24 protein-coding genes are annotated in these 24,592 nt (G+C 68.6%); 11 read left to right on the top strand and 13 right to left on the bottom strand.

Annotated elements, in window-relative coordinates; translation table 11 throughout:
• The first annotated feature begins 200 nt into the window (after positions 1–200).
• Complete coding sequence (locus tag LQZ87_RS13620; protein WP_230103989.1) at positions 201–965, top strand: GntR family transcriptional regulator; 765 nt, start codon at positions 201–203, stop codon at positions 963–965.
• Positions 966–1,065: 100 nt separating this feature from the next.
• Here LQZ87_RS13620 and LQZ87_RS13615 read toward each other — a convergent pair whose 3' ends face one another.
• The 6 genes from LQZ87_RS13615 to LQZ87_RS13590 all read right to left on the bottom strand — a co-directional run bounded on the left by LQZ87_RS13615 (position 1,066) and on the right by LQZ87_RS13590 (position 9,135).
• Positions 1,066–3,729 (bottom strand): penicillin acylase family protein, encoded by a 2,664-nt coding sequence (locus LQZ87_RS13615; protein WP_230103988.1) that lies wholly within the window; start codon positions 3,727–3,729, stop codon positions 1,066–1,068.
• A gap of 128 nt (positions 3,730–3,857) precedes the next feature.
• On the bottom strand, positions 3,858–5,720 hold the full coding sequence (locus LQZ87_RS13610) for a YhgE/Pip domain-containing protein (RefSeq protein WP_230103987.1): 1,863 nt from the start codon (positions 5,718–5,720) through the stop codon (positions 3,858–3,860).
• Positions 5,720–6,343, bottom strand: coding sequence for a hypothetical protein (locus LQZ87_RS13605; protein ID WP_230103986.1), 624 nt, complete (start codon positions 6,341–6,343; stop codon positions 5,720–5,722). The genes LQZ87_RS13610 and LQZ87_RS13605 overlap by 1 nt, the downstream gene beginning before the upstream one ends.
• Complete coding sequence (locus LQZ87_RS13600) at positions 6,340–6,975, bottom strand: TetR family transcriptional regulator (RefSeq protein ID WP_230103985.1); 636 nt, start codon at positions 6,973–6,975, stop codon at positions 6,340–6,342. The genes LQZ87_RS13605 and LQZ87_RS13600 overlap by 4 nt, the downstream gene beginning before the upstream one ends.
• Before the next feature lie 100 nt (positions 6,976–7,075).
• Positions 7,076–8,509 carry an argininosuccinate synthase gene (gene argG / locus LQZ87_RS13595; RefSeq protein ID WP_230103984.1) on the bottom strand — a complete coding sequence of 478 codons (1,434 nt, stop codon included), beginning with the start codon at positions 8,507–8,509 and terminating at the stop codon, positions 7,076–7,078.
• A gap of 110 nt (positions 8,510–8,619) precedes the next feature.
• Entirely contained in the window at positions 8,620–9,135 is a 516-nt protein-coding gene (locus LQZ87_RS13590; RefSeq protein ID WP_230103983.1) for a MarR family transcriptional regulator, read from the bottom strand.
• A gap of 126 nt (positions 9,136–9,261) precedes the next feature.
• Here LQZ87_RS13590 and idi point away from each other — a divergent pair, with 126 nt between their 5' ends.
• The 10 genes from idi to LQZ87_RS13540 are packed head-to-tail and all read left to right on the top strand — an operon-like array spanning position 9,262 to position 18,319.
• Positions 9,262–9,804 carry an isopentenyl-diphosphate Delta-isomerase gene (gene idi / locus LQZ87_RS13585; protein WP_230104033.1) on the top strand — a complete coding sequence of 181 codons (543 nt, stop codon included), beginning with the start codon at positions 9,262–9,264 and terminating at the stop codon, positions 9,802–9,804.
• Positions 9,797–10,852, top strand: a complete 1,056-nt coding sequence (locus LQZ87_RS13580; protein WP_230103982.1) for a polyprenyl synthetase family protein — start codon at positions 9,797–9,799, stop codon at positions 10,850–10,852. Before idi ends, LQZ87_RS13580 begins: the two co-directional genes overlap by 8 nt.
• Positions 10,831–11,748, top strand: a complete 918-nt coding sequence (locus tag LQZ87_RS13575) for a phytoene/squalene synthase family protein (protein ID WP_230103981.1) — start codon at positions 10,831–10,833, stop codon at positions 11,746–11,748. Before LQZ87_RS13580 ends, LQZ87_RS13575 begins: the two co-directional genes overlap by 22 nt.
• Positions 11,745–13,352: a phytoene desaturase family protein gene (gene crtI / locus LQZ87_RS13570; protein WP_230103980.1), complete on the top strand. Its 1,608-nt coding sequence runs from the start codon at positions 11,745–11,747 to the stop codon at positions 13,350–13,352. Before LQZ87_RS13575 ends, crtI begins: the two co-directional genes overlap by 4 nt.
• The gene (locus tag LQZ87_RS13565; protein ID WP_230103979.1) at positions 13,349–13,672 is read left to right on the top strand and encodes a lycopene cyclase domain-containing protein; all 324 of its coding nucleotides are present in this window, start codon (positions 13,349–13,351) and stop codon (positions 13,670–13,672) included. Before crtI ends, LQZ87_RS13565 begins: the two co-directional genes overlap by 4 nt.
• Complete coding sequence (locus tag LQZ87_RS13560; protein ID WP_230103978.1) at positions 13,669–14,004, top strand: lycopene cyclase domain-containing protein; 336 nt, start codon at positions 13,669–13,671, stop codon at positions 14,002–14,004. The genes LQZ87_RS13565 and LQZ87_RS13560 overlap by 4 nt, the downstream gene beginning before the upstream one ends.
• Positions 13,997–14,893 (top strand): prenyltransferase, encoded by an 897-nt coding sequence (locus LQZ87_RS13555; RefSeq protein ID WP_230103977.1) that lies wholly within the window; start codon positions 13,997–13,999, stop codon positions 14,891–14,893. The genes LQZ87_RS13560 and LQZ87_RS13555 overlap by 8 nt, the downstream gene beginning before the upstream one ends.
• A complete protein-coding gene (locus LQZ87_RS13550) occupies positions 14,890–16,362 on the top strand; it encodes an SDR family oxidoreductase (protein WP_230103976.1) in 1,473 nt (490 codons plus the stop codon). Before LQZ87_RS13555 ends, LQZ87_RS13550 begins: the two co-directional genes overlap by 4 nt.
• Positions 16,355–17,581 carry a ferrochelatase gene (locus LQZ87_RS13545; RefSeq protein WP_230103975.1) on the top strand — a complete coding sequence of 409 codons (1,227 nt, stop codon included), beginning with the start codon at positions 16,355–16,357 and terminating at the stop codon, positions 17,579–17,581. The genes LQZ87_RS13550 and LQZ87_RS13545 overlap by 8 nt, the downstream gene beginning before the upstream one ends.
• Before the next feature lie 42 nt (positions 17,582–17,623).
• Entirely contained in the window at positions 17,624–18,319 is a 696-nt protein-coding gene (locus tag LQZ87_RS13540) for a hypothetical protein (protein WP_230103974.1), read from the top strand.
• Positions 18,320–18,339: 20 nt separating this feature from the next.
• Here the strand turns inward: LQZ87_RS13540 and LQZ87_RS13535 are convergent, their stop codons facing one another.
• From LQZ87_RS13535 to LQZ87_RS13505, 7 genes are read right to left on the bottom strand one after another with little or no spacing between them, the layout of a single operon-like run.
• A complete protein-coding gene (locus LQZ87_RS13535) occupies positions 18,340–19,425 on the bottom strand; it encodes a hypothetical protein (RefSeq protein WP_230103973.1) in 1,086 nt (361 codons plus the stop codon).
• Positions 19,419–20,183, bottom strand: coding sequence for a hypothetical protein (locus LQZ87_RS13530; protein ID WP_230103972.1), 765 nt, complete (start codon positions 20,181–20,183; stop codon positions 19,419–19,421). The genes LQZ87_RS13535 and LQZ87_RS13530 overlap by 7 nt, the downstream gene beginning before the upstream one ends.
• Positions 20,180–21,178: a VWA domain-containing protein gene (locus tag LQZ87_RS13525; RefSeq protein WP_230103971.1), complete on the bottom strand. Its 999-nt coding sequence runs from the start codon at positions 21,176–21,178 to the stop codon at positions 20,180–20,182. The genes LQZ87_RS13530 and LQZ87_RS13525 overlap by 4 nt, the downstream gene beginning before the upstream one ends.
• Positions 21,175–22,161, bottom strand: a complete 987-nt coding sequence (locus LQZ87_RS13520; RefSeq protein WP_230103970.1) for a VWA domain-containing protein — start codon at positions 22,159–22,161, stop codon at positions 21,175–21,177. Before LQZ87_RS13520 ends, LQZ87_RS13525 begins: the two co-directional genes overlap by 4 nt.
• A gap of 11 nt (positions 22,162–22,172) precedes the next feature.
• Positions 22,173–22,661: a hypothetical protein gene (locus LQZ87_RS13515; protein WP_230103969.1), complete on the bottom strand. Its 489-nt coding sequence runs from the start codon at positions 22,659–22,661 to the stop codon at positions 22,173–22,175.
• On the bottom strand, positions 22,648–23,535 hold the full coding sequence (locus tag LQZ87_RS13510) for a DUF58 domain-containing protein (protein ID WP_230103968.1): 888 nt from the start codon (positions 23,533–23,535) through the stop codon (positions 22,648–22,650). The genes LQZ87_RS13515 and LQZ87_RS13510 overlap by 14 nt, the downstream gene beginning before the upstream one ends.
• A gap of 2 nt (positions 23,536–23,537) precedes the next feature.
• Complete coding sequence (locus LQZ87_RS13505; protein ID WP_230104032.1) at positions 23,538–24,503, bottom strand: MoxR family ATPase; 966 nt, start codon at positions 24,501–24,503, stop codon at positions 23,538–23,540.
• Positions 24,504–24,592 lie beyond the last annotated feature (89 nt).

The raw sequence follows: 24,592 nt of genomic DNA, 5'->3' as shown, positions 1-24,592 counted from the left end.
GCCGCCGTAGACCGCGAACCAGACTAGGGAAGCTGTCGGCAGATGTACAGTCGGACGCGCAGATTGTCGACAAGTATGCAAAATCGTGATCTCGGGAGACACTGGGTTTCCGGATCGACTTCGTATCTCGCCGTCGAGGATCGACAATGAGTTGTTCGCTGTTTCATCCCCATGGGCAGCGACGAGCTGAAGGGATGCTCATGGCCTCACACACTCCGCGACCGGTGACGCCGATCTCGATGGTGCGCGTGCCGCGCCCGTCGACGGTCGACCTGATCACCGCCGAGCTGCGTTCGGCGATCAGATCAGGCGCACTCCCGGTGGGCAGCCCGATCGGCGAGGTCGAGATGGCGTCCCAGCTCGGAGTGAGCCGCAGCCCGCTGCGCGAGTCGATGCAGCGCCTCGTCCAGGAGGGGCTGCTGACGGCATCCCCTGGTCGCGGCATGAGGGTGAGCGTGATCGGACCAGATCGCGTCACCGACGTGTACGACGCCCGTCTGGCCATCGAGGCGCAGGCCGCGCGGCTGATCATCAAGGCCGGCGCCGATACCGTCCTGGACCGGCTCGAGGCCGCTTACGCTGCGCTCGTCGAAGTGAGCCAGGGCACGGATGCCCTCGCCATCAGCGACGCCGACCTCGAGTTCCATCGGCTGCTCGTCGATATGGCAGGCAGTCCCAGGCTCGGGCGCTACATGTCGACCCTCGCGATCGAGACCCGAATCGCCGGACTCAGCGGCAACGGCGACGGCTACACCGCACGACGTTCCGTCTCGGACACCTACCGGCAGCTGCTGGACGCGCTCGCCGCCGGCGACGCGGTAGCGGCGTTCCTCGCGCTGGAACGCCAGTTCGCCGAGGCGGTCGCCCGTCTCACCGGCGAGGACGACGACGTCGACACGGTCGAGACCCCGGTCACCGAGGCCATCGCCGTGATCACGCCGATCGAGGTCAGCGAAGAGGACTGACGCTCACGTCTTCGACGTCAGTACGACTCACCCCCGCAGGGGTCGATGCCACTCACCCCGCAGGGGTCGATGTCACTCACCCCGCAGGGGTCGATGTCACTCACCCCGCAGGGGTCAATGTCAACGTGTCGACGGTCACCTCGTCGACGGCGTCCGGTGTGTACGCCCAGACCGTCTGGATGCCGTGCGACCAGTTCTCGGTCTGGTCGACGTAGTGCGGATGGAACGCGTGCCCGGATGCTCCGGTGAGGTGGTTCCACGACGAGGCGTCGAAGTCCGACAGGTCGATGACCATGCGCATCGACGGCACGGTGGTCGTCGCGTACGACTCGCCGATCATCCACCCGGTCGCGTTCACGACCGACGCACCACCGCCGACCGGGTACGGTCCGCGGTTGAACAGCGCCTCGATCGGCGCGATGCCCGAGGAGCCCAGGGTGTCGCTGCGAAGCGTGATCGCGTGCAGCCCGCCCCAGTTCCATCGAGCGGTCACGTTGCCCTGCAACGCGACGAGCTCGTCGTACGCATCCTCTGCAGAAAGCGCGAGCATCTCGTCCATGCTGCTCACACCGATCCGCTCGTTCGTCCAGAGTGGATCCGACGGGTCGTCCAGGAGCGCGTCGACGACCGTGAACAAGCGGCCCTGGCTGCCGTAGGGCAGTGGCTCCTCGCGATTCGCGAACAGGTTCAGCACGAGGTTCGACCAGAGCACGTTCGCGTAGGCCGCCGCGGCCGAGTCCGCGTTGTTCTGGGCATCCCAGGTGCGCAGCAGAGCCACGGCCTCCTTCGGCCCCGCGCCATCGACCGCGACGTCGCCCATCACGGTGGCGAGCTTCTTGCCGATCCACATCTCGTTGTCGTTCTGGATGTCGCGCATGTCGGCGCCGGTGAGGGGAGCAGCGGCCGCCTTGCGCTCGATGAGGTGCGCGATGCGCGCCGCACGGTACCCGTAGTCCCAGTCCCGGGAGAGGAAGTGGTCGTAGTCGTCCGTGACGATCGCGTTGTTCGCGGTGACGATGTACCCGGATGCCGGGTTGTACGACACCGGCAGTTCGTCGAACGGGATGAACCCCGTCCAGTCGTACGAGCTGTCCCACCCCGGCTGCGGAAGCCAGCCGTCACCGGCGCCTCGGATCGGCAGGCGTCCTGGCGCCTGGTAGCCGATGTTCCCCTCGACGTCCGCGTAGATGAGGTTCTGAGCCGGGACGTCGAACAGCGATGCCGCATGACGGAAGGCGTCGAAGTCGTGTGCGGTGTTCATCGCGAACAGCGCACTGGCCGTGGTGCCGGCATCCAGCGCCGTCCAGCGGAGGCTGACCGCGTACTCGCCGGTCATGCCGCTCCCGGCATCCGTCTCACCGTGGGTGAGGGCGGACCCATCCGCGATGACCAGGTCGTCGGCGACCGCGGTGAAGTCATCGGTGAGTCCTGAGAGAATCGGGCCGTGCACTGTCGAGCGGATCGTCAGGTCGATGTCGTCTCCGCCTGCGACCTTCACCGTCTCCTCGCGAACCTCCAGCGGCACGAGCTCGCCGTCGCGCCAGTACTGGTCGCCGTCGACCTTCTCGACGTAGAGGTCGGCGACGTCGGTGGTGAGGTTCGTGAAGCCCCACGCGACCTGGCTGTTGTGCCCGATGACGACGCCGGGAAGACCGGAGAACGAGAACCCGCCGACGTCGAAGGGGCACTCGTCGCTGACGGTCGAGCACCGCAGCTGAACCTGGTACCAGACGCTGGGAAGCGCGGCTCCGAGATGCGGATCGTTGGAGAGCAGCGGCATCCCGGTCGCTGTCAGTGCGCCCGACACGACCCACGAGTTCGATCCGATGCCCTCGCCGGCGTCGCCGAGCAGAATGCCGGCCGCCTCGATGACGCTGTCCGCCTCCTGCCATTCGATGGTCGTGACCGCGTTCTGGATCCCGGTGCCGTCGCCGTCCGTGCCGCCAGTGCCCTCGGTGAACGAGGCCGCGTCGGCATCCGTGCCGGTTCCGACCTCCGGCAGCGTCGAGATCTTCGGAACGATCACGGGGTTCTCGTCGAACGGATAGGCGGGGTAGAGCTGCTCGAGCAGCGCCATGCTGTCGGCCGGGGCGTCGGTATCGCCCGTCTCGGCGACGAGCAGCGCGCGCTCGGTCTCGTCCTCGATGTTGGTGCGGAGATCCCAGGCCATCGCCTTCAGCCAGGCGACGGAATCAGCCGGCTCCCACGGCTCGATCTCGTAATCCGGGTTCTGTATGCCGAGGACGGCATACTCCAGGGACGCCTCGGCACCGTCGTTCTCCGCAAGGTACGCGTTCACGCCGTCCGCATAGGCCTCGTAGTAGGAGCGGGTCGTCTCATCGAGCGCCTCGACCTCCTTCTCGGCGACCTCGCGCCAGCCGAGCGTACGCAGGAACATGTCGGTGCCCGCCTGTGATTCGCCGAACATCTCCGCGACGCGCCCGCTGGTCACATGCCGGCGGAAGTCCATCTCGAAGAAGCGGTCCTGAGCGTGCACGTAGCCCTGTGCGTAGAACAGGTCGTGCGAGGAGTCGGCGGTGATCGTCGGTACACCGAGGGCGTCGCGCTGCACCAGCACCTCGGACTGCAGCCCGCTCGCCGTGACCTCACCCGAGGTCTGCGGGAAGGAGCGCTGAATCGTCCAGACCACGAAAAACGCGGCGGCCACAGCGATGACAACGATCGCGGCGACCACGATGAAGGCGATCCGTCCGATCCGAGCCGCGAGGTGTCGGCGGGTGGGCTCCACAGATTCAGTCGTCATCGCACAGCTTTCAGGGTCGACCATGGGATTCGGTCTCACCGAACCCCGGAGCGCGTTTCGGGTGCGCGCCCTGGAAGCCTAGCCGATCAGGCGTTTCCGCCCGCGAAGCACTGTGGATGAGTCGTGCGTCACCCGATGAGGCTGGGCTGCAGGTCGCGCAGCGTCCGCCGGTGCGTCATCCTCGTCACACCGATCGCCGCGAGCACGAGCGCGCCGACCATCCACATCGCGAGGACCGCGAGATCCCACAGGGCGCGCGTGATGTCTCCGCCGTACATGAGCTGCCTCATGGCATCCACCACGAACCCCATCGGCAGCACATGATGCAGCGCTGCGAGAGGTCCCGGGAGCGTCTGCCAGGGGAACGTCCCGCCGGCGGTCACCAGCTGAAGGACCATGAGCACGAGGCCGAGGAACTGCCCGACGGATCCCAGCCAGATGTTCAGTGCCAGGATGATCGCGGTGAACGTCGCGGATGCCACGACGAGCACCCCGAGTGCCCCGACGAAGTTGTCGAACCGGAACCCCAGCGCGATCGTCAGCACGCCCATCAAAGCCACCATCTGCAGGGCCCCGAGCAGGGCAGGGGTGAGCCAGCCGGCCAGGGTGATGCGCAGCGGGGAGTGCAGGGCGGTGACCGCGCGCCGCGAGACGGGCTTGACGATCAGGAAGAGCGCGTAGATTCCGATCCAACCCGCCAGCGCCCCGAAGAACGGCGCGAGGCCCGCGCCGTAGTCCTCGGCGGAGGCGTCGTCAGCGGTCGTGATGCGCACGGGATCGGCGATCGTGTCGGCCTGCGCTGCCCGCTGGTCAGCGGTGGATGCCGGGATCTGATCCACCCCGGACGCCAGGCCGTCGCGCAGCTCGGCCGTCCCGTCGGACAGTGTGGCCAGGCCATCGCGCAGTTTCGCCGCGCCGTCATTCGCCGCCGAGGCGCCGTCGCGCAGCTCTGCCGCTCCGCTGGAGAGCGTGCCGGCGCCGCCGGCGAGTGCGTCGGCGCTGGAGGCGAGAGTCGCCGAGCCCGCGGCGAGCTGATCGATCTGCGAGATGGCCGTCTGGGCCTGGCCGGTCGCCGCGTCCACACGATCGCCGAGCGGCTGCAGGAGAGCTGTGATCTCGTCGATCTCGGCGTCCGCAAGACCCCGGTCCGACAGCGCTTGGCGCAGATCGGCGCGCACCTGCGGAAGCGCCGACTGCGCCTGCGAGATCGCATCTCCCACGCGGTCGGCGGCGGCGGCGATGCGCGCGTTCCCGTCGGCCACCTGGTGGGCGCCGTCGGCGAGGCGGCGTGAGCCGTCCGCGAGCTGGGCCGAGCCGTCCGCAAGCCGCGCCGAGCCCGAGGCGAGCTGTGCGGTGCCATCGGCCAGAGACGCCCCTCCGGAGTGTGCGGAGACCGCCCCGTCGGCGAGCTGCGACGCACCGTCTGTGGCCTCGACCAGGGAGGCGCGCACGTCGCTGAGCCCGGTGAGCAGCCGGTTCGCAGCCTCGGTGCCGACCTTCTCGGCCACCGTGGCACGGATCTTCTCCACCGCCTGGGTTCCCATGGTCGAGGCGAGGTAGTTGTTGGCGTCGTTGGTCGCGAGCTTGAGTACGGCCTGCCGAGGATCAGTGCCCGAGGCCGAGGTCAGCGCCTCGGAGAAGTCGCTGGGGATCGTCACGGCGAAGTCGACGTCACCCGCCTGCAGCGCGGACGCTGCGGCGTCGGCATCCATTCTCTGCCAGTCGAACGCGGCACCCTCGACCAGCGTCTCGGCGACGTCGTCGCCGTAGTTGACGTTCGTATCGGGGTCGGATGCCGATGGCGCGCCCTCATCGTCGACGACGAGTGCGACCGGCACATCGCTGAGCTTCGCGTAGGGATCCTGGTTAGCCCAGAGGTACAGGCCGCCGTACAGGACGGGTACGAGCATGAGCGCGAGCAGGGCGATGATGCCCATCTTCGTCGAGGTCAGCCGCCGCAGCTCGGCGGCGATCATCGATGGAACCTTCATCACTCCTCCTCGGCAGATGCCGGGGCTTCCACCGGCATCCGCTCGATCGCGGCGGCTGCCGCGCCTCCCACGATCACGAGCACGGCGAGGCCGCGGTCGGCGAACTCGCGCACGACCGGCCACCACGATTCTGGGCGACCGCCATGACGGTCAGGATGCACGAGCACGAGGCCCTCGACGCCCTCCCGCAGCACCGCGAGTTCGCAGAGGATCCGCACGCGGGCCGCGGTGGGCACGGCGCTGAACGGCAGGCCCGCGAGCTCCGGGTAGCCCGTGTTCTTCAACCAGCGGCGCGCGTGCAGGGGAGTCGCACCGCGGCCCGCAAACATGAGTTCTTCGCCGACGACTCCGGCGACGGCGACGTCCGGGTGCGGGTCGTTGACGTCCGGGGCGTCGATCAGGGCGATGCGACGGCGCAGCAGGGCGGCATCCTCGTCGTCATCGATCGTGACGCGACCGGTGTCGGAGCGCATCCGACCGCTCGCGATGAGGCCGAGCACGGTCGGACGCTGCTCGGTCTCTGCGAATGCGACCGTCGCGGTGCCGGTCTCATAGGAGAGCGAGGTCTCCGGCAGAGCCTGCCCCTGGCGTCCTTTCGAGACGCCGTGGAGTTCGATCCTCATCGGGCGGTCTCCTTCGAGAGCAGGTCTGGGTGAGCCTGGAGAAGCTCTTCGGACTCGCGCCAGGAGAGCCCGCCGATGCTGAGCATGGCGCGCACGGCGATGGATCGGGCGTCGGCGACGGATGCCGTGAACGCGGGCGCCCTGGTCACGAACGTGCGCGCACCCTCCTCGATGATGCGGGCGAGGGTCTCGGCATCCATGTCGGTGCGCAGGGTCTGGGCCGACTGCCCCTGGCGCACGATCTCGAGCAGCATCCGCCGAACCGGCGCGAGCGCCGCGGCGGTCGAGGCGACGTGCTCGTCGTCGAGGGCGACGGCGGCGATGAGCTGCACGTCCTCGGCAGCGCCCCACAGCCGAGCGGCGAGGCGGGCCAGGTCGAGGCGGGCGTCTGCGGTCGCCGGCTCCTCCGCGATCGCGTTGAAGCGCTGTGCGCCGGTTGCGATGAGCTCGGTGACGAGCGCGGCACGGTCGTCGAAGTGGCCGTAGAGTGCGCGGCGACTGAGCCCGGCGGCGCGGGCGATGACGTCGATCGACGCGCGCGGATCGTTCGCGAGAGTCTCGCGTGCGGCGGCGAGGATGCTTTCACGGTTGGCGCGTGCGTCGCTCCGGGGTGCGCGGGTCGTCTGAGTCACCACTCCAGAGTAATAACGTGCACAAGTGTGTGCAAGTTAATTCAGCGGATGCTCAGCTGCGCCGGAACACGTACCCTGGCCGTCCGTGTCGCGAAGACCGTCAGTCGGTGCCGGAGTCGAATGCCGCACCCTCGGATGCGGCATCCACGGCCTCGGCGAGGGCCTCGTCGCTCTCCTCCACCGCGCCCGTGATCTCGGATGCTTCGCCCGCGGTGACGCGACCGACGAGCTCGCCGGTGGCTCCACCGACAAGGCCGAGGCCCGCGTACTGCTCGAGGCGTGCGCGCGAGTCGGCGATGTCGAGGTTGCGCATGGTGAGCTGTCCGATGCGGTCGACGGGGCCGAAGGCGGCATCGCCCACGCGCTCCATCGAGAGCTTCTCGGGTCCGTAGGACAGGTTCGGCGAGACGGTGTCGAGGATCGTCCAGTCGTCGCCGCGGCGCAGGCGGATCGTCACCGAGCCCGAGATCGTGAGCCCGACCCAGCGCTGGATCGACTCGCGCAGCATGAGCGACTGCGGCTCGAGCCAGCGCCCCTCGTACATCAGGCGGCCCAGTCGCCGGCCCTGCTCGTGGTACGTCGCGAGGGTGTCCTCGTTCAAGATGCCGTTGACCAGGCGCTCGTACGCGATGAACAGCAGCGCCATGGCCGGAGCCTCGTAGATGCCGCGCGACTTCGCCTCGATGATGCGGTTCTCGATCTGGTCGCTCATGCCGAGGCCGTGGCGTCCGCCGATCGTGTTCGCCTCGTTGACCAGTGCCACGGGGTCGCTGTACTCGACGCCGTTGATGGCGACGGGACGGCCGGCCTCGAACGTGACGGTGACGTCCTCGGTCTCGATCGCGACGGACGGATCCCAGAACTTCACGCCCATGATCGGGTCGACGGTCTCCAGCGACACGTTCAGGTGCTCGAGGGTCTTCGCCTCATGCGTCGCGCCCCAGATGTTGGCGTCGGTCGAGTAGGCCTTCTCGGCCGAGTCTCGGTACGGGAAGCCGTGCTCGACGAGCCACTCGCTCATCTCCTGGCGACCGCCGAGCTCGGTGACGAAGTCGGCATCCAGCCACGGCTTGTAGACCCGGAGGCGCGGGTTGGCGAGCAGGCCGTAGCGGTAGAACCGCTCGATGTCGTTGCCCTTGTAGGTGGAGCCGTCGCCCCAGATGTCGACGCCGTCCTCCTTCATGGCGCGCACGAGCATGGTGCCGGTGACGGCGCGGCCCAGGGGCGTCGTGTTGAAGTAGGTCTTGCCGCCGGAACGGATGTGGAACGCGCCGCACTGCAGAGCGACGAAGCCCTCCTCGACCAGCGCGGTCTTCGCGTCGACGATGCGGGCGATCTCCGCGCCGTACTCGAGAGCGCGACCGGGGATCGACTCGATGTCGTCCTCATCCGGCTGCCCGAGGTCTCCGGTGTAGGTGCACGGCACCGCGCCCTTGTCGCGCATCCATGCGACGGCGACGGAGGTGTCGAGACCCCCGGAGAAGGCGATGCCGACGCGCTCGCCGACGGGGAGGGACTGCAGGACCTTGGACATGGTGTCCATTCTATCGGCGCTCGGCGTGGCGATTTTCGGCGTGACGTGGGCGTTCGCAGAGGCCTCGGGCCGCGGCGTCGGAGTCCTCTCGCGCGATGCTGCGCGGCGGCTCAGGAGGAGGCGAGCTCGCCCTGAGGGGTGTCGGCCTCCGTGAGCGCTTCGAGGAAGCGGATCACGGCCTCGCGGTCATCCGCGTCGATGGCGGCGGCGGCCGCGAACCTCCTGGCGTGCTGCCGGCCGATGGTGTCGTGAGCGGAGAGCCGGGTGCTCTCGGTGACCTGGAGGCAGGCCGTCCGGCGGTCATGGGGGTGCGGAACACGCACGAGATGTCCAGCGGCGACGAGCCGGTCGACGAGCTTGGTCGTCGAGGCGCTGGAGATCCCGACCTCGTGCGCGACGTCTTTGGGCGTGACGATCGCACCCTGTTCCGTGGCGCGGATGATCATGCGGATGGCGTGCATGTCGCTCTCATTGAGCTTCATGTACCGCTTCGACGCCTCGGCGACTGCACGCGATGCGACCTGCCAGCCGCGCAACGCCTCGAGGACGCGGTAGCACTGCTCGATCTCCTGGGGAGAGAGCCCTGACCGATCCACAAGATCCGATTCGCGCGAGAAGTACTGCATCGCTGGCCCCTTCTGCGCGGCTCTGTGCGGGCTGGTGCGCTATGCAATCCTACCTGTTACGCTAAGCATACCTCTCGCCAAGCTAACAAAACGAGAGTGGCGGACGAAAGGTGGTGCGACGTGGAGATGGTCGTTCTCGTCGACGACGACGGTGCACCGACCGGCGTGCATGACAAGTCGACGGTGCACGGGGAGTCCACTCCTCGGCACCTCGCATTCTCGTGCCATATCGTCGATGCGGACGGCAGGCTTCTCGTGACGCGGAGGGCGCTGGGCAAGCTCACCTGGCCCGGCGTCTGGACGAACGCGGTGTGCGGTCATCCGCATCCTGGCGAGTCGCTGGAGGATGCCGTGCGGCGCCGAGCGGCGTTCGAGCTGGGCATCGATGTCGATGAGATCGTGTGCGTGCTGCCCGAGTTCGGCTACGTGGCACGCGATGCATCCGGCATCCAGGAGAACGAGTACTGCCCGGTCTTCACAGCGCGCGCCGTCTCGTCACTCGACCCGAACCCCGACGAGGTCGCCGAGTTCCGGTGGACGAACCCATCGGCGCTGGTGGCAGCGGTCGGCGCTGCGCCGTGGGCCTTCAGCCCGTGGCTCGTGGAGCACCTCGCAGAACTGGCGCCGCACCTGACACGCGCTGGAGCAGAGGTCGGCGCTCATGTCTGAGGGCACGGCTCAGGTCGCCACGACGTTCGACGAGCGGCTGCACGAGATCCTGGCGACCGCGCGGCGGCGAGCGCGCTCCTACCCTCCCTCCTTCGAACAGCTCTGGGAGGCGCTCGCGGCCATGGCGAGCGGCGGCAAGAAGCTTCGCCCACGGCTGCTGATGGACGCCTACGCCGCACTCGGCGGATCGGATGAGCGATCGGCGATGGACACGGCGTGCGCCGTCGAGCTCCTCCACCTGGCTTTCGTCATCCACGATGACGTGATCGATCGCGACCTGACGCGCAGGGGCGAGCTGAATATCACCGGCAGATTCGCGATGGATGCCGTGCTGCTCGGCGCCGAGCGCGAGGACGCACGGGCGTGGGGCGAAGCATCCTCGATCCTCGCCGGTGATCTCATGCTGACCACGGCGCACTCGATCATCGCCCGCCTCGACGTCGATGCGGAGCGTCGGCACGCGATGCTCGACGCCCTCGAGGATGCCGTTCACGAGAGTGCGGCCGGAGAGCACAGCGATGTGTGGCTGAGCCTGCACCTCGAGCCGTCCGGACCCGAGGACGTGCTGCGGATGGTGGAGCGGAAGACCGCTGCCTACTCGTTCCAGGCGCCTCTCGTCCTCGCGGCGATCCTCGCCGGCGCATCCGCATCCGTCATCGTCGAGCTCACCGGGATCGCCCGCCGGATCGGCGTGATCTATCAGCTGCAGGACGACGTGCTCGGCCTGTTCGGAGACGAGGAGCGCACGGGCAAATCGACGCTGAGCGACCTGCGAGAGGGCAAGGAGACCCTGCTCGTCGCGTACGCGCGCACCGACCCCGCCTGGGCGGCCGTCGCCCCGCTCTTCGGCGATGGGCTGCTCGACGAGGCGGGTGGGCAGCGCCTTCGCCGCGTGATTCAGGATTCCGGCGCGCTCAGGATCGTCGAGTCCGTGATCGCTGAGCGGTGCGACGAAGTCCACCGATTGATCCGGGACGCGGGCATCCCGGTCGTGCTGCGCGATCAGCTCGCCGCGTTGACGTACGCGTGCAGTTCGCGGGACTCATGAACGCCACCGGCATCGAGCTCTACAACGAGACGGCGAACGCCAGCGCGTCGACCGTCATCCGCCGTTACTCGACGTCGTTCGGGTGGGCGAGCAGGCTGCTTCCCGCGGCGAAGCGCGAGCACATCGCCCACCTGTATGCGCTGGTGCGCCTCGCCGACGAGCTCGTGGACGGCCCGGCGGAGAGCGTCGGCGTCGACACTCGCACCAGGGGCATCCTGCTCGACGAACTGGAGGCCGACACGGCGCGCGCCCTGACGCTCGGGTTCAGCACCAACCTCGTCGTGCATGCATTCGCCCTGACGGCACGTGAGCACGGCATCGACATGGAGCTGTGCCGCCCGTTCTTCGCGTCGATGCGGCGCGATCTCGACGACGCTGCTCTCGATGCCGTTGCCCTGGACGAGTACATCTACGGATCGGCCGAGGTGGTCGGCCTCATGTGCCTGGCGGTCTTCGAAGCCGGGGCCGATCGCGAACCGGAGGAGCGCGAACGGCTGCACAGCGGCGCCCGCCGCCTCGGGGCCGCGTTCCAGAAGGTCAACTTCCTCCGCGACTTCGCCGAAGACCACGACCAGCTCGGGCGCACGTACTTCCCCGGCACGGCCACCGAGTTCACGGACGATGCGAAGGCGGGGATCGTCCGATCCATTCGGGCGGATCTGCGCGCAGCCGATGCCGCGATCCCTCTGCTGGCGGAGGGATGCCGCCCCGCGGTCTGGGCGGCGCGAACGATGTTCTGCGAGCTCACGGATCGCATCGAGACCACGTCGACCGATGTCCTCCTGCGCACCCGAGTCCGAGTTCCGACGCCGGTCAAAGCCAGCATCCTGGCCCGCGCTCTGGCAATGAGAGCGGCGCGGCATGAGCGGCGTCCGATCGTGCGAGGAGCACTGTGAAACCGGCATCCCGCGTCATCGTCATCGGGGGAGGCGTCAGTGGTCTTGCTGCGGCGTGCCTGCTCGCGCGCGACGGCCACCAGGTGACCGTGCTCGAGAAGAACGCCGATCTCGGCGGCAGGGCCGGCGCCTGGGAGCAGGACGGCTTCACGTTCGACACCGGGCCGTCCTGGTACCTCATGCCGGAGGTGTTCGAGCACTTCTACCGGATGCTGGGCACCACGACCGCCGAGCAGCTCGACCTGGTTCCGCTGCAACCCGGCTACCGCGTCTACGGTGAGCCCGCGCTGCACAGCGCGCGGGCGGACGAAGCCCCGGCGCCCATCGACGTGCGCACCGGGGTGGACGACACCGCCGAGCTCTTCGAGAGCCGTGAGCGCGGTGCCGGCATCCGCGCTCGTCGCTACCTCGCCTCCGCGACGAAGACCTACCGGGCGGCGGTCCGCTCGTTCCTCTACAACCCGTTCTCGTCCTGGCGCGACTTCACGTCGCCGGCCGTCCTCGCCTCTGCCCCGGCCGTCGTCCCGCTGCTGGCCCGCTCGCTGTGGTCGTTCATCGCGAGGCGGTTCCACGACCCGATGCTGCGGAAGATCCTCGGCTACCCGGCGGTGTTCCTCGGCACGTCGCCCTTCGATGCGCCGGCGCTCTATCACCTGATGAGCCACATGGACCTCGTCGATGGCGTGCAGTACCCCCGCGGCGGGTTCCGGGCTTTCGTGACATCTCTGACCGCTCTCGCCCGCGAGAACGGCGTCGAGATGCTCACCGGCAGCGACGTCACGGCCATCATCAGCGAAAGCGGTGCAGCGCGCGCCGTCGAGTACGAGCGGAACGGCGAGACGTGCAGACTGGATGCCGACCTCATCGTCTCGGCGGTCGACGAGCATCACACCGAGACCGTGCTGCTGGCGCCCGCCGACCGTTCGTACCCGCCGAAGAAGTGGGACACGCAGATCTCCGGTCCGAGCGCCGTGCTCGTCATGCTCGGTGTCGACGGGGCCCTGCCCGAGCTGTTGCACCACACCCTGTTCTTCTCCGACGACTGGCACGACAACTTCGACGCGATCTTCGGGCCGAGGCGCCGCGTTCCGCACACGCCGTCGATCTACGTCTGCAAGCCGAGCGCGACGGATGACGACGTCGCCCCGGCCGGAGCGGAGAACCTCTTCGTGCTGATCCCGTTGCCGCCGGACACGACCATCGGTCGCGGGGGAATCGGCGCGTCAGGCGATGAGACCGTGAATGCTGTGGCGGATGCCGCGATCGCTCAGATCGCCCAGTGGGCTGACATCCCCGGCCTCGCCTCACGGATCGTCGTGCGGCGCACGGTCGGCCCCGCCGATTTCGAATCGCAGTTCAACAGCTTCCGCGGCAGCGCCCTGGGGCCGGCGCACACCCTGTCGCAGAGCGCGTTCTTCCGCGGGGTGACCCGTTCGCGCCGCGTGGACGGGCTCTTCTACGCAGGGGCGACCACGGTGCCGGGTGTCGGGCTGCCGATGTGCCTGATCAGCGCCGAACTCGTGCTCAAGCACGTCAGGGGCGATCGTTCGCCGGGGCCTCTGGAGCCGGAGTCGTTCAAGTCCGATTCGCTGGAGGTGCGATGAACGTCGTCTACGCAGCGTCACTGGTGATCAGCGCGGCGTGCCTCGTGCTGCTGGACGTGCGGTTCTCGCTCGTCCTCCGGCGGCGCCCGGTGGCCGGTGCTGCGGCGCTCGCGATCGGCCTGCTCTTCTTCATCGCCTGGGATGCCGTCGGCATCGGCCTCGGCGTCTTCCGCCACGTCGACTCGGACTGGGCGACCGGCCTGCTGCTGGCGCCGGAGTTCCCCGTGGAAGAGCTGCTGTTCCTCATCTTCCTCAGTTACCTCACCCTCATCCTTCTGAGCGGATGGCAGCGCAGGCGAGAGCGGGAGACGCCCCGATGACATACCTGCTGCTCTCCCTTCCGTTCGTCGCCGTGAGTCTCGTGGTGTTCCTCAGCGGCTTCGCCGTCGCCGGGCGCCGAGACGAAGCGCGGACCTACGTCACCTCGTGGGCCGTCGCGACGGTGGTGCTGCTCGTGCTGACCGCCGTGTTCGACAACATCATGATCGCGGCGGGATTCTTCGACTACCGCGAAGACGGCATCTCCGGCATCCGACTGGTTCTCATGCCCATCGAGGACCTCCTCTACCCGATCGCCGGTTCCCTCCTGCTCGCCGGCGTCTGGCAGATGCTCGGCGGTACCCGCGCGAGGACGGAGCGAATGGATGCCTGAGCACGCCGTCCGCACCCTGCTCGTCGCCTCGCGTCCGCTGAGCTGGATCAATACGGCGTACCCCTTCGCCGCCGTCTACCTGCTGACGACCGGCACCATCGATCTCGCCTTCGTGGTGGGGACGCTGTTCTTCCTCGTGCCGTACAACCTCGCGATGTACGGCGTGAACGACGTGTTCGACTACGAATCCGACCTCGCGAACCCCCGCAAGGGCGGTGCGGAGGGGGCGAAGCTGCCGCCGTCGCTGCACCGCGCGACCCTGGTGGTGTCGGGCGTTCTCGCCGGGGTGTCCGTGGTCGCGCTCGTGATCCTCGGAGCCCACCGTCCGCTGTCGTGGCTCGTCCTGGCGGTGAGCATGTTCGCGGTCCTGGCCTACTCGGTGCCCGGGCTGCGCTTCAAGGAGATCCCGGTGCTCGACTCGATCACGTCGAGCACGCATTTCGTCTCGCCTGCGCTGTACGCCGCAGCGCTCGCCGGCACGACGATGACACCGGCGCTCGTCATGACGATGATCGCGTTCTTCTGCTGGGGCATGGCCAGCCATGCGTTCGGTGCCGTGCAGGACATCGTCCCTGATCGCGATGCCGGAATCGGGTCCATCGCGACCGTGTTCGGGGCAGCGGCGACGGTCAGGCTCGCGGTCGGGCTGTGGGTCATCGCCGGTGTGCTCATGCTGTTCACACCGTGGCCGGCGAGCCTGGCCGCGCTCGCCGTGCTTCCGTACATCGCGATCGTCGCGCCGTATCTCACCATCGACGATGCGCGATCGGCGTCGGCCAACCGTGCCTGGCGCCGCTTCCTCGCCATCAACTACGCGGTGGGATTCGCCATCACGATGCTGCTCATCCTCTTGTGGACGAACTCCGTCCGGACGGAAGGACTCTCATGACGCGCGTGCTCGTCACCGGAGCGACCGGATACATCGGCGGTCGCCTGGTACCGCAGCTGCTCGACGCAGGACACGACGTCAGCGTCTACGTCCGATCGGCGTGGAAGCTGCGCGACGTGCCATGGCGAAGCCGGGTGAAGGTCTACTCCGGCGATCTGTCCGACCCGGTGGCGACGAGAAGAGCGATGAACGGCGTCGATGTCGCGTTCTACCTCGTGCATGCGATGAGCGCGGGGCGCGGGTTCCGGAAGGCCGAGAAGCAGACGGCCGAGACGTTCGCCGAAGCAGCCGCCGGTTCCGGTGTGGGGCGCATCGTCTACCTGGGCGGACTGCATCCGAGCACCGGCAACCTCTCGGAGCACCTCGCATCCCGTGCGGCGGTCGGCCAGGTCTTCCTCGATTCCCCAGTGCCGGCGATCGTGTTCCAGGCCGGCATCGTGATCGGATCCGGGTCCGCATCCTTCGAGATGATCCGACACCTCACCGAGGTGCTGCCCTACATGCCGGCGCCCCGCTGGGTGAGGAACCGGGTGCAGCCCATCGCCATCCGAGACGTGCTGCGGTACCTCGTGCACGCCGTCGACATCGAGGAGGAGCTCAACCGGACGTTCGACATCGGCGGCCCGGACATCCTGCGGTATGGGCAGATGATGAACGGCTACGCGGTCGAGGCGGGGCTCCCGCAGCGGCACATCGCCGCCCTTCCCGTTCTCACCCCCTGGCTCGCTTCGCAGTGGGTCAGCCTGGTCAGCCCGATCCCCCGCCAGATCGCGGTGCCGATCATCGCCTCCCTGCAGAACGACTGCATCGTGGGCGAGCACGACATCGACGAACACATCGCACCGCCCGATGAGGGGCTGCTTCCGTATCGCACCGCCGTGCGTCTCGCGCTGCGCCGCGAAGCCGACGGCGAGGTCGAGACGAGCTGGCAGAGCGCGACGGTTCCCGGCGCTCCGAGCGACCCGTTGCCGAGCGACCCGGACTGGGCGGGCCACACGGTCTTCACCGACCTGCGCGAACGTCGCACGACGGCGCAGCCGGGCGCGGTGTGGGACGTGATCGAGGCGATCGGCGGTGAGAGGGGGTGGCACTCCTTCCCGCTGGCATGGGCCGCGCGGGGATGGATCGACCGTCTCGTCGGCGGGGTGGGCATGCGCCGTGGACGTCGGCACCCATCGAGGGTCAACAGCGGCGATGTCATCGATGTCTGGCGCGTGGAGTCCATCGATCGAGGGCGGATGCTGCGGCTGCGAGCCGAGATGCGAATGCCTGGTCGCGGCTGGCTGGAGCTCGGAGTCGAGCCGGCCGAAGGCGGAAGCACGTACCGGCAGCGTGCCGTGTACTTCCCCAAGGGCCTCAGCGGCCGGCTCTACTGGCTGGTGCTGCTGCCGTTCCACGGGATCATCTTCAACGGCATGGCCGCCAGCATCCTGCGGGAAGCGGAGCAGAAAGGACACCACGATGAGTGACTCGACGAGGCGGGAGACGAAGCCGCCCGCCGCGAGCGGAGTGCACCTCGAGGCCGGCGCGGTCGTGCCCTCCGCCACAGCGGCGACCCGCGAGGGCCCGGAGCACACCACGATGCCGCAGGCGTACGACGCCATCCTGCTCTCGGGCTTCGGCGGGCCGGAGGGACAGGACGATGTGCTGCCGTTCCTCCGCAACGTCACGCGTGGCCGAGGCATCCCGGACGAACGGCTCGAAGAGGTCGCGCATCACTACCGGCACTTCGACGGCGTGAGCCCGATCAACCAGCAGAACCGCGAGCTGCTGCGGGCGCTGCGCGCGGCGCTCGCCGCCGAGGGCATCGACCTGCCGGTGTACTGGGGCAACCGCAACTGGGCGCCGTACCTCGACGAAGCGCTGGCCGAGGCGGCCGCGGACGGCATCCGGACCATGATCGCCATCCCGACGAGCGCGTACTCGTCCTACTCGTCGTGCCGCCAGTACCGCGAGGACTGGGCCGACGCCCTGGAGGCGGTGGGGCGGCAGCAGAGCCTGCAGATAGATGCGCCTTTGAAGATAGACAAGGTGCGGCAGTACTTCTCGCATCCCGGCTTCATCCGCCCGTTCGTCGACGGCCTGCGCGATGCGCTCGCCGCGGCGCGTGCGGCCGGTCACGCCGACGATGCGATCGAGGTGCTGTTCTCGACTCACAGCATCCCGACCGAGGATGCAGCGCACTCCGGCGGCGAGACGTTCGCCGGCGTCGACGGGGGCGGTTATGTCGCGCAGCATCTGGCGGTCGCGCGCGAGGTGATCGCCAAGACGGGGCCGGGGATCTCCTGGCAGCTCGTGTTCCAGTCTCGGTCAGGGCCGCCGACGCAACCGTGGCTCGAGCCGGACATCAACGACACGATCGGAGCGCTCGAAGGCCGAACAGCCGTGATCGTCGTGCCGCTGGGGTTCGTGAGCGATCACATGGAGGTCATGTGGGACCTCGACACCGAGGCGCGCGAGACGGCCGAGGAGCACGACCTGTGGTTCGCGCGGACGCCGACACCCGGCATCCACCCGGCCTTCGTCAGTGCGCTCGTCGATCTCGTCCGAGAGCGGATCGCCGGCATCCCCGTCGAACGGCGCCTCAACGAGACGGAGATCGGACCGTGGTTCGACGTGTGCCGCGGCGGATGCTGCGTGAACCCGCGGCTGGGGTTCAAGCCGGCGATCGCGGGGCTGCAGCCGTAGCGCCCGATGCCCGGAGCGGATGCCCGGGGCTAGGGTGAGCGCATGGGAGAGGCGATCCTGTGGGGAGCTGTCGCGGCTGCGCCGCTGCTCGTCGGCGCCTTGCTCGCGATGCTGCGGAAGTGGCCGCCCCGGTTGCTCGGCATCGTCCTCGGCTTCGGCGCCGGGGCGCTCATCGCGTCCATCGCGTTCGAGCTGTGGGAGGAGGCGCTGGATCTTGCCGGTCCAGTCCCGCTCGTGGTCGGCGTCGCCGCAGGCGCCCTCGCCTACTACGTCGGCGACAGGCTCGTCGAGCGCAAGGCTTCGAAGGGCGCCGGGGGCCCGCTCGCCGTCGGGGCACTGCTCGACGGCATCCCTGAGCAGCTCGTCCTCGGGATCGGCCTGGCATCCGGCGAAGGCGTCAGCGTCGCCCTCGTCATCGCGATCGTGGTCTCGAACCTGCCCGAGTCGATCGGCTCGGCCGCCGACCTCATGGACGGCGGCATGAAGCGCTCGCGGGTGCTGTGGCTGTGGGCCGGCGTCGCGGTCGTCTGCGCGATCGCGACGATCGCCGGCTTCGCGCTGGCGGATGCCGTCGGCCCCGAGTTCCGCGCCGGGGCGAGCGGCTTCGCCGCCGGGGCCCTGCTCGTCATGCTCGTCGACTCGATGATCCCGGATGCTCAGTCCAAGGCGAAGGAGTCGACCGGACTCGCGACGGTGCTCGGCTTCGCACTCGCCGCCGGGCTGTCGCTGGCATCCTAGCTGTACTGACCCAGTCGCGGTCAGGACCCCGGGTACTCCTGCAGCCGCTCCTCGAACTCCTCCACGTCGGCCTCGCTGAGCAGCTCCGGCGCGAGGAAGTAGATCTGCAGACCCTCCAGCGGCTCCCCGGACTTCGCGCTGTCGGCCTCACGTTCGGCTCGCAACTCGCCCGCCGGGTCGTTGGAGAGGTCATGGATCACGGCGTAGAAGCGCAGCGGGTCGGGGTAGTTGTCGGTGTACCACTCCCAGGTGTGCTGGGTACGCGGGTCGCTGGACCCGTAGAACCTCTGCAGGATCGTGCTGTCGAGGCTCGACGACGGGTCGTTGAACGAGTACATCCCGTACATGCCGCGCTCGGTGACGACCTCGTCGATCACCTCCATGACGTCGAGTTTGCGCTCGTAGTCCTGGACCGGCTCGTTCGTCGCCCACGGCACCGAGATGTACTGGACGAGCATCGACTCCCCGCCGTAGCCGTTGCGTTCGGGCCGCAGATCCTCGGGCGCGACCTCGGTCCAGGTGTATCCGAACCGGTCGCTGAGCCGTCGTCGGATCTCGGCGAGCGTCGCGTCGCTCTGCTCGCGGACCTCTTCCAGCGACGGCTGCGCGAGGATCTCACTCGATGACCTGTCCTTGACGCCCGGGAAGGCCTCTTCGTGCTTCTGCTCCGCGGTCTTCTGGCCGCCGTAGCTGCCGGATGCCGATGTCTGCAGCGCACTCGCAGCCCCCATCGTCGCGACGTTGAGCATCAGCGTGATGATCAGTGCGGATGCCCCGAGCGCCCGCCCGCGCGCAGTGAACAGCGCCGCCACGACGACGCCGACGACGACCAGCTGCAGCGTCAGCATCGTCACGCCGTAGATGAGGCCGGTGGCGCCGGCCAGCAGCGCTCCGAGCAGCGTGAGCGCGAACAGGATCGCCGCCAGTAGAGCGGCCCAGCCGATCGCGTTCGCCTGCTGCTTCTCCGCCGGAGCCTCGGCGGTGCTCACCAGCGGAGCGGCCACGGGCGCGGCCGTGCGCCGAGCGCCGTGGTACCCGCCCGGCGGCGGCACCGGTGGGGCGCCCTCTGTGCCCGCGAGGTAGCGGGTGCGCTTCGGATCTACCACGGCTTGTCCGTCCCGCCGCCGGGGCCGTCCTCGTCGCCCATGTTCTGCTCGCGCTCCTCGGCACCCTGATCGAGCTTGTCCTGCAGTTCGTCGAGCTTGTCCTGACCTGGGCCTGACGGCTGCTCCTGCTCCTCGCCCTGGTCGGGGTCCTCCTCGCCGTTCTGCTGGCTCTGCTGCTGCTTCTCCTGCAGACGGTCCTCGAGCTCGTCGAGCGTGTCGCTCATGTCGCGCTGCGGGTCCGGCGACTGCTGCTGGGCCTCGTCGCTGTTGCACTCTTCGGGCGTCTCGGCGGTGACGACAAGGCCTTCGCCGTACAACTGGGCTGCCGCTTCGCCGTCGCCGGCTGCACGCGCGGCGTCGCCCTGCCGTTCGATCACCAGGGCCAGGTTCACCCGCACGGCACAGACCTCGAGTCCGGATGCCAGGGGCAGCGCCTCTTCGAGCTTCGCCCTGGCGCCGTCCAGCTCTTCGGCTCCGGCTAGGGCCGTGCCGATGTTGTACGGCGCCTTGAAGGGCTCGAACCAGTTCAGGAACTCCTGCCCCTGCGCGGCCGCCGTCGAACCGGAGTAGTCGGCCACGACGTACGTCGAGATCGCCTGGTGGGCGAAGCCGTACATGCTGAGCACCTTGCCGACGACGAGGAGGGCGGCGAGCGTCAGGGGCAGGGTGCCGATGGCGATCCAGCGACGGATGCTGCGCCGCTGCCTGTTCGCCGCGAGGAGGGCCGCTGCGGCATCCGCCTGTGTGGGGGCGGTCATGCGTCACCTCCGCGGAAGGCCAGTCCGCGCAGCTGCGCGGTGAGCATCGCCGCGCGCGCGAGCTCGACGCCGAGCAGAAGCACGATGATGAGCGCGAACACCCAGTACAGCTCGATCACGTTGCCCACGGAGCCGGACGCGGCGTAGTTGGTCGTCGTGGTCGGAGCTGCGGGCAGGTCGATCGCGGCGTCCGCCGAACGCACCTGCAGCGGCACCGCGAGATCGTCCGCGATGGTCTGCAGGTTGGTCTCGTCGATCACCGACATCGCCGGCTGCCCCTGGTAGTCGATGTAACCCTGATCGCCACTGAACGACCCGGAGGTGATCTTCATCGGCCCGCCCTCGGCGGTGCCGTACCCCAGCACGGCACCGCCATCGATGTAGCGCGCGCTGCGGGAGAACGACTCGGGGTCGCTCGACACGGTCTGCTCGCCGTCGCCCAGATAGAACACCATCCGCGACCGGTCGGGCGCCGATTCGGCCGCGCCGGCGAGCGTCTCCTGCAGCATCGTGTGCGCGATGCCGATGGAGCTGCCGCGGGACCGGGAGGTCACTTCGGGCCTCAGCACCTCGAGCGAGGACATCAGCGCTGTCGTGTCGGTCGTGAGCGGCAGCCGCTGCTCCGCCGCGCCGGCGAAGGTGATGAGGGCGAAGCGTGCGCCGGGGTACTCGTCGACGATCGCCTGCACGTCGGCCCGGGCGCCGTCGAGCCGTGGCTCGTCGCCGTCCCAGTCCTCAGCGACGATGCTCGCGGTCGTGTCGAGCACGATGACGATGTCGGTATCCGTCGCGAGGGTCTCGGTGGCGCCGCCGGGGATGCCGGGACGCAGCAGCATGGCGAAGCAGGCGAGCAGCATAACGAGGCGCATCGCCCACAGGCCGGTCCCTGAGCCTGTCGAAGGGTGCCCTCGCACCAGCATCCAGACGGCGACCGCCGCGACCGGAGCGAACAGCAGGATCAGCAGGAGGATGTTGAGGACGGGCTGGAAGATCACAGTCTGACCCTCCACATCAGCACGATGAAACCGAGGGTGAGAACGAGAAGGACGGCGATCCACACGTTCGGGGCGTCGGTCCAGACGACCTGCGCCTGGCCGCGGAGCTCGGTGGCATCCTGCTCCTGCACGTCTGCGATGATGTCGGCGACCGTCGTCGTGTCGCGCAATCCGTACGCCTCGCCGCCGGTGGACTGCGCTGCGGCCACGAGCTCGTCGCTGATCCGCGTGTTCACGCCCTGCACCGGGTTGAGCGCGAAGACGCGGACGCCGGTGGATGCCGCGTACTGCGCGGCCTCTTCGAGGGTGACGATGGAGGCGCCGGCGAGCTCGTTGTCGGTGGCGAGGATGATCGAACGGCTGCGCTCGTCGTCCAGATGATCGAAGCGCATGGCGCAGGACGCGAGCCCGTCTCCGATGAGAGAGGCTCCTGGCCCGTTCAGGGTGCCGATCCAGTGCTCGGGGATCTCATCGGTGTAGTCGAAGCTCTCGCGGATGCTCTGCAGATGCGTGCGGATGAACTCGTAGTCGTCGGTGAGCGGGAAGACCTGCACCGGCGAGCTGTTGAAGATGGTCAGCCCGATCCGTTCGCCCTCGAATCCGTCCAGCAGTTCCTCGAACACGCTGAGGACCTCGACGTCGACGTCGCTCATGGATCCGGAGACATCGAGGCACAGCATGATGTCTCGGCTCGTGATCACCGGCTGGATCGTCTGCGACGACATGGGGCGGGCGGCGACGACACCGGCGACGACGACTGCGACGACGCCGAGGGCCAGGACGCCGGCCAGTGCTGCCGTTCGCCGGTTCACGGCTCTCCGGAACGAGGACAGCGTCCGCAGGCGCTCAGCGCGGGCGATCGGCGCGCTGTGCTCTGTGCGATGTCGGACGCCCCGGCGAAGGCCGATGGTGAGACCGGTGGCTACGGCGAGCACGACCACTCCGGCCGCGATGAGGATCACCCACCACTGGGCTAATGCCATGTCGTCACCCCCTAGTGCCACTTCTCAAGGACCGCGCGGGCGGCCTCGGCGCCGGCGTGCGGGTCGATGGCGGTACCGCGCCGGAAGATGCTCGGGTAGTAGTGACGATGGATCGCGTCGATGAGTTCGGGCTGAACGCCGAGGCGGACGAGGTCGTCGAGTGCGAGGACGGGGGCCTCGAGGCCGCTGTACTCGTTGACGAACGACCTGATCGAGCGGCTGAGCTCGAGATTCGCCTCTCGTGCGTCGATCGCGCCATCGCGGTACGCGGCCTCGATGCGATCGATCGAGGTGCTGTATTCCGTTCGGAGCATGGACAGCACATCGCTGGTGGGCGGCATGATCGGTGCGGCACCCGCGATCGTGATGCTGCGCTTCGGTCGGGTGAGGAAGACGATGAGCCAGCCGGCCAGGATCACCAGAGCGATGATGCCGATCGCGAGCAGGATCCAGCCCCAGCCGTACTGCGCGGGAGGGTAGAGCTCGTCAGCGCCGGACATGTGCCCTCCGATTCAGCATGCGCAGCAGGTCGGTGACCGCGGCATCCTGGGTGTCGAGGGAGGCCCGGCTGATCTCGAGGCGATCGAGCAGGTCGTCGCGGAGGGCGGCATCCGCCTGCGTCCTGGCGATGATCTCGTCCCGAACCTCGGCGTCACCGTGCACGAAGTCGGGGATCGACCAGTGCGTGTTCACATCGGCGCGCGACGCGTGGGACCTGCTCGCGAGCACGGGGTCGGCGTCGCGGAGCGTGATCCACAGGACGTCGTGCTGGACGCGCAGTCGGCGCAGCATCCGCTCCGTCTCGTCCGTGACGGGTGCCTCGTCCGTCACGATCACGACGATGCAGCGGCGTGCGATCGTCCGTGCGACGAACGCGAGCAGAGCGTCGCGATCACTGGGGGCGGATGCCGTGTCGATGGCGTGCTCGATCGTGCGCAGTCCGTGCTCGAGTGCTCCCTCGCTGCGCCCAGGTGCGCGGCGGCGGATGCGTTCGGCGTCGCCGTGGACGATGCTGAAGTCGTCGCCGTGCCGCAGCGCCAGGACGCCGAGGGCTCCGGTGGTGAGGATCGCCAGGTCCTTCTTCGGCTTCTCGTCGTGCGCTAGGGCGGTCATCGACAGGCCGGTGTCGACGACGAACAGGATCGTGTGCATCCGGTTCGCGCGATGGCGCTTGACGAGCGGCTCGCCCATCCGGGCGGTCGCCCGCCAGTCGATGTCGCGGATCTGATCGCCGTACTCGTACTGGCGCAGGTCCTCGAAGTCGAGGCTGCGCCCGTGCAGAAGGGACGCGTAGGCGCCGTCGAGCGCATGCATCGACTTCTGCGACGAGTGGATGAAGAGCTTGCTCTTCACCTGGGTGATCAGACTGGGCATGGCTACGGTGTGGGCACGACCGAGAAGATCTGGTCGATGATCTCCTCGCTGCGGATGCCCTCGGCGTCGGCCTCGAACGTCAGCAGCACGCGGTGGCGCAGGACGAGATGGCGGAGGGCGCGGATGTCCTCGGGGATGACATGGGCCCGGCCGTTCAGCAACGCGAGCGCGCGCGACGCCTGCAGGAACGCGATGCTCGCGCGCGGGCTCGCCCCGTACTTGATCAAGCGCGCGCGGTCTTCGCCGATGTAGGGGGCGGGGTTACGGGTCACGTATGCGATCGAGACGATGTAGTTGCGGATCGCGGCATCCACATAGATCTGGGACGCCGTCTCCTGCAGGGCCTTGACGTCCTCGAGCGACACCGCGCCGGCGACGTGCCGGTCGGGGTCGAGCACGCCGGAGTCGATGCGGTTGAGGATCTCGAATTCGTCGGCCGGGCTCGGGTACTCGACGATCTCCTTGAGCAGGAACCGGTCCATCTGCGCCTCTGGGAGCTCGTAGGTTCCCTCCTGCTCGATGGGGTTCTGGGTCGCGATGACCAGGAACGGCTTGGGGAGGTGGTGCACCTCGCCGCCGATGGTGGTCTGGTGCTCCTGCATCGCCTCGAGCATCGCCGACTGGGTCTTGGCGCTCGAGCGGTTGATCTCGTCGAGCAGCACGAAGTTCGCGTGCACCGGGCCGAGGACGGTGCGGAACGACCCGGTGGCCGCGTCGTAGATCTGGTTGCCGGTGATGTCGCTCGGCAGCAGGTCCGGTGTGCATTGGATGCGCTTGAAGCTCGCCTTGACCGTGTCGGCGAGGGTGGATGCCGCTGTGGTCTTGGCGAGCCCTGGGACGGACTCGAGCAGGATGTGCCCGCCCGCGATGAGCGAGACGAGCAGGCTCGTGCGAAGGCGCTCCTGGCCGACCATCTTCGCGGAATAGGCATTGGCGATGACCTTGAGGATGCCGGTGGCGCTCTGCATCGCCGCGGCGGTCGGGCCGGAGGATGCGGGGATCGAAGGATCGGCGACGCGCGGTGCCGCTGGTGCAGCCTGGCGCGGTGGGGGCGGAG

Origin of the sequence: Microbacterium sp. Bi121, assembly GCF_918698005.1 — a bacterium.
Classification (GTDB): domain Bacteria; phylum Actinomycetota; class Actinomycetes; order Actinomycetales; family Microbacteriaceae; genus Microbacterium.
This window is presented reverse-complemented; position numbering and strand designations above follow the sequence as displayed.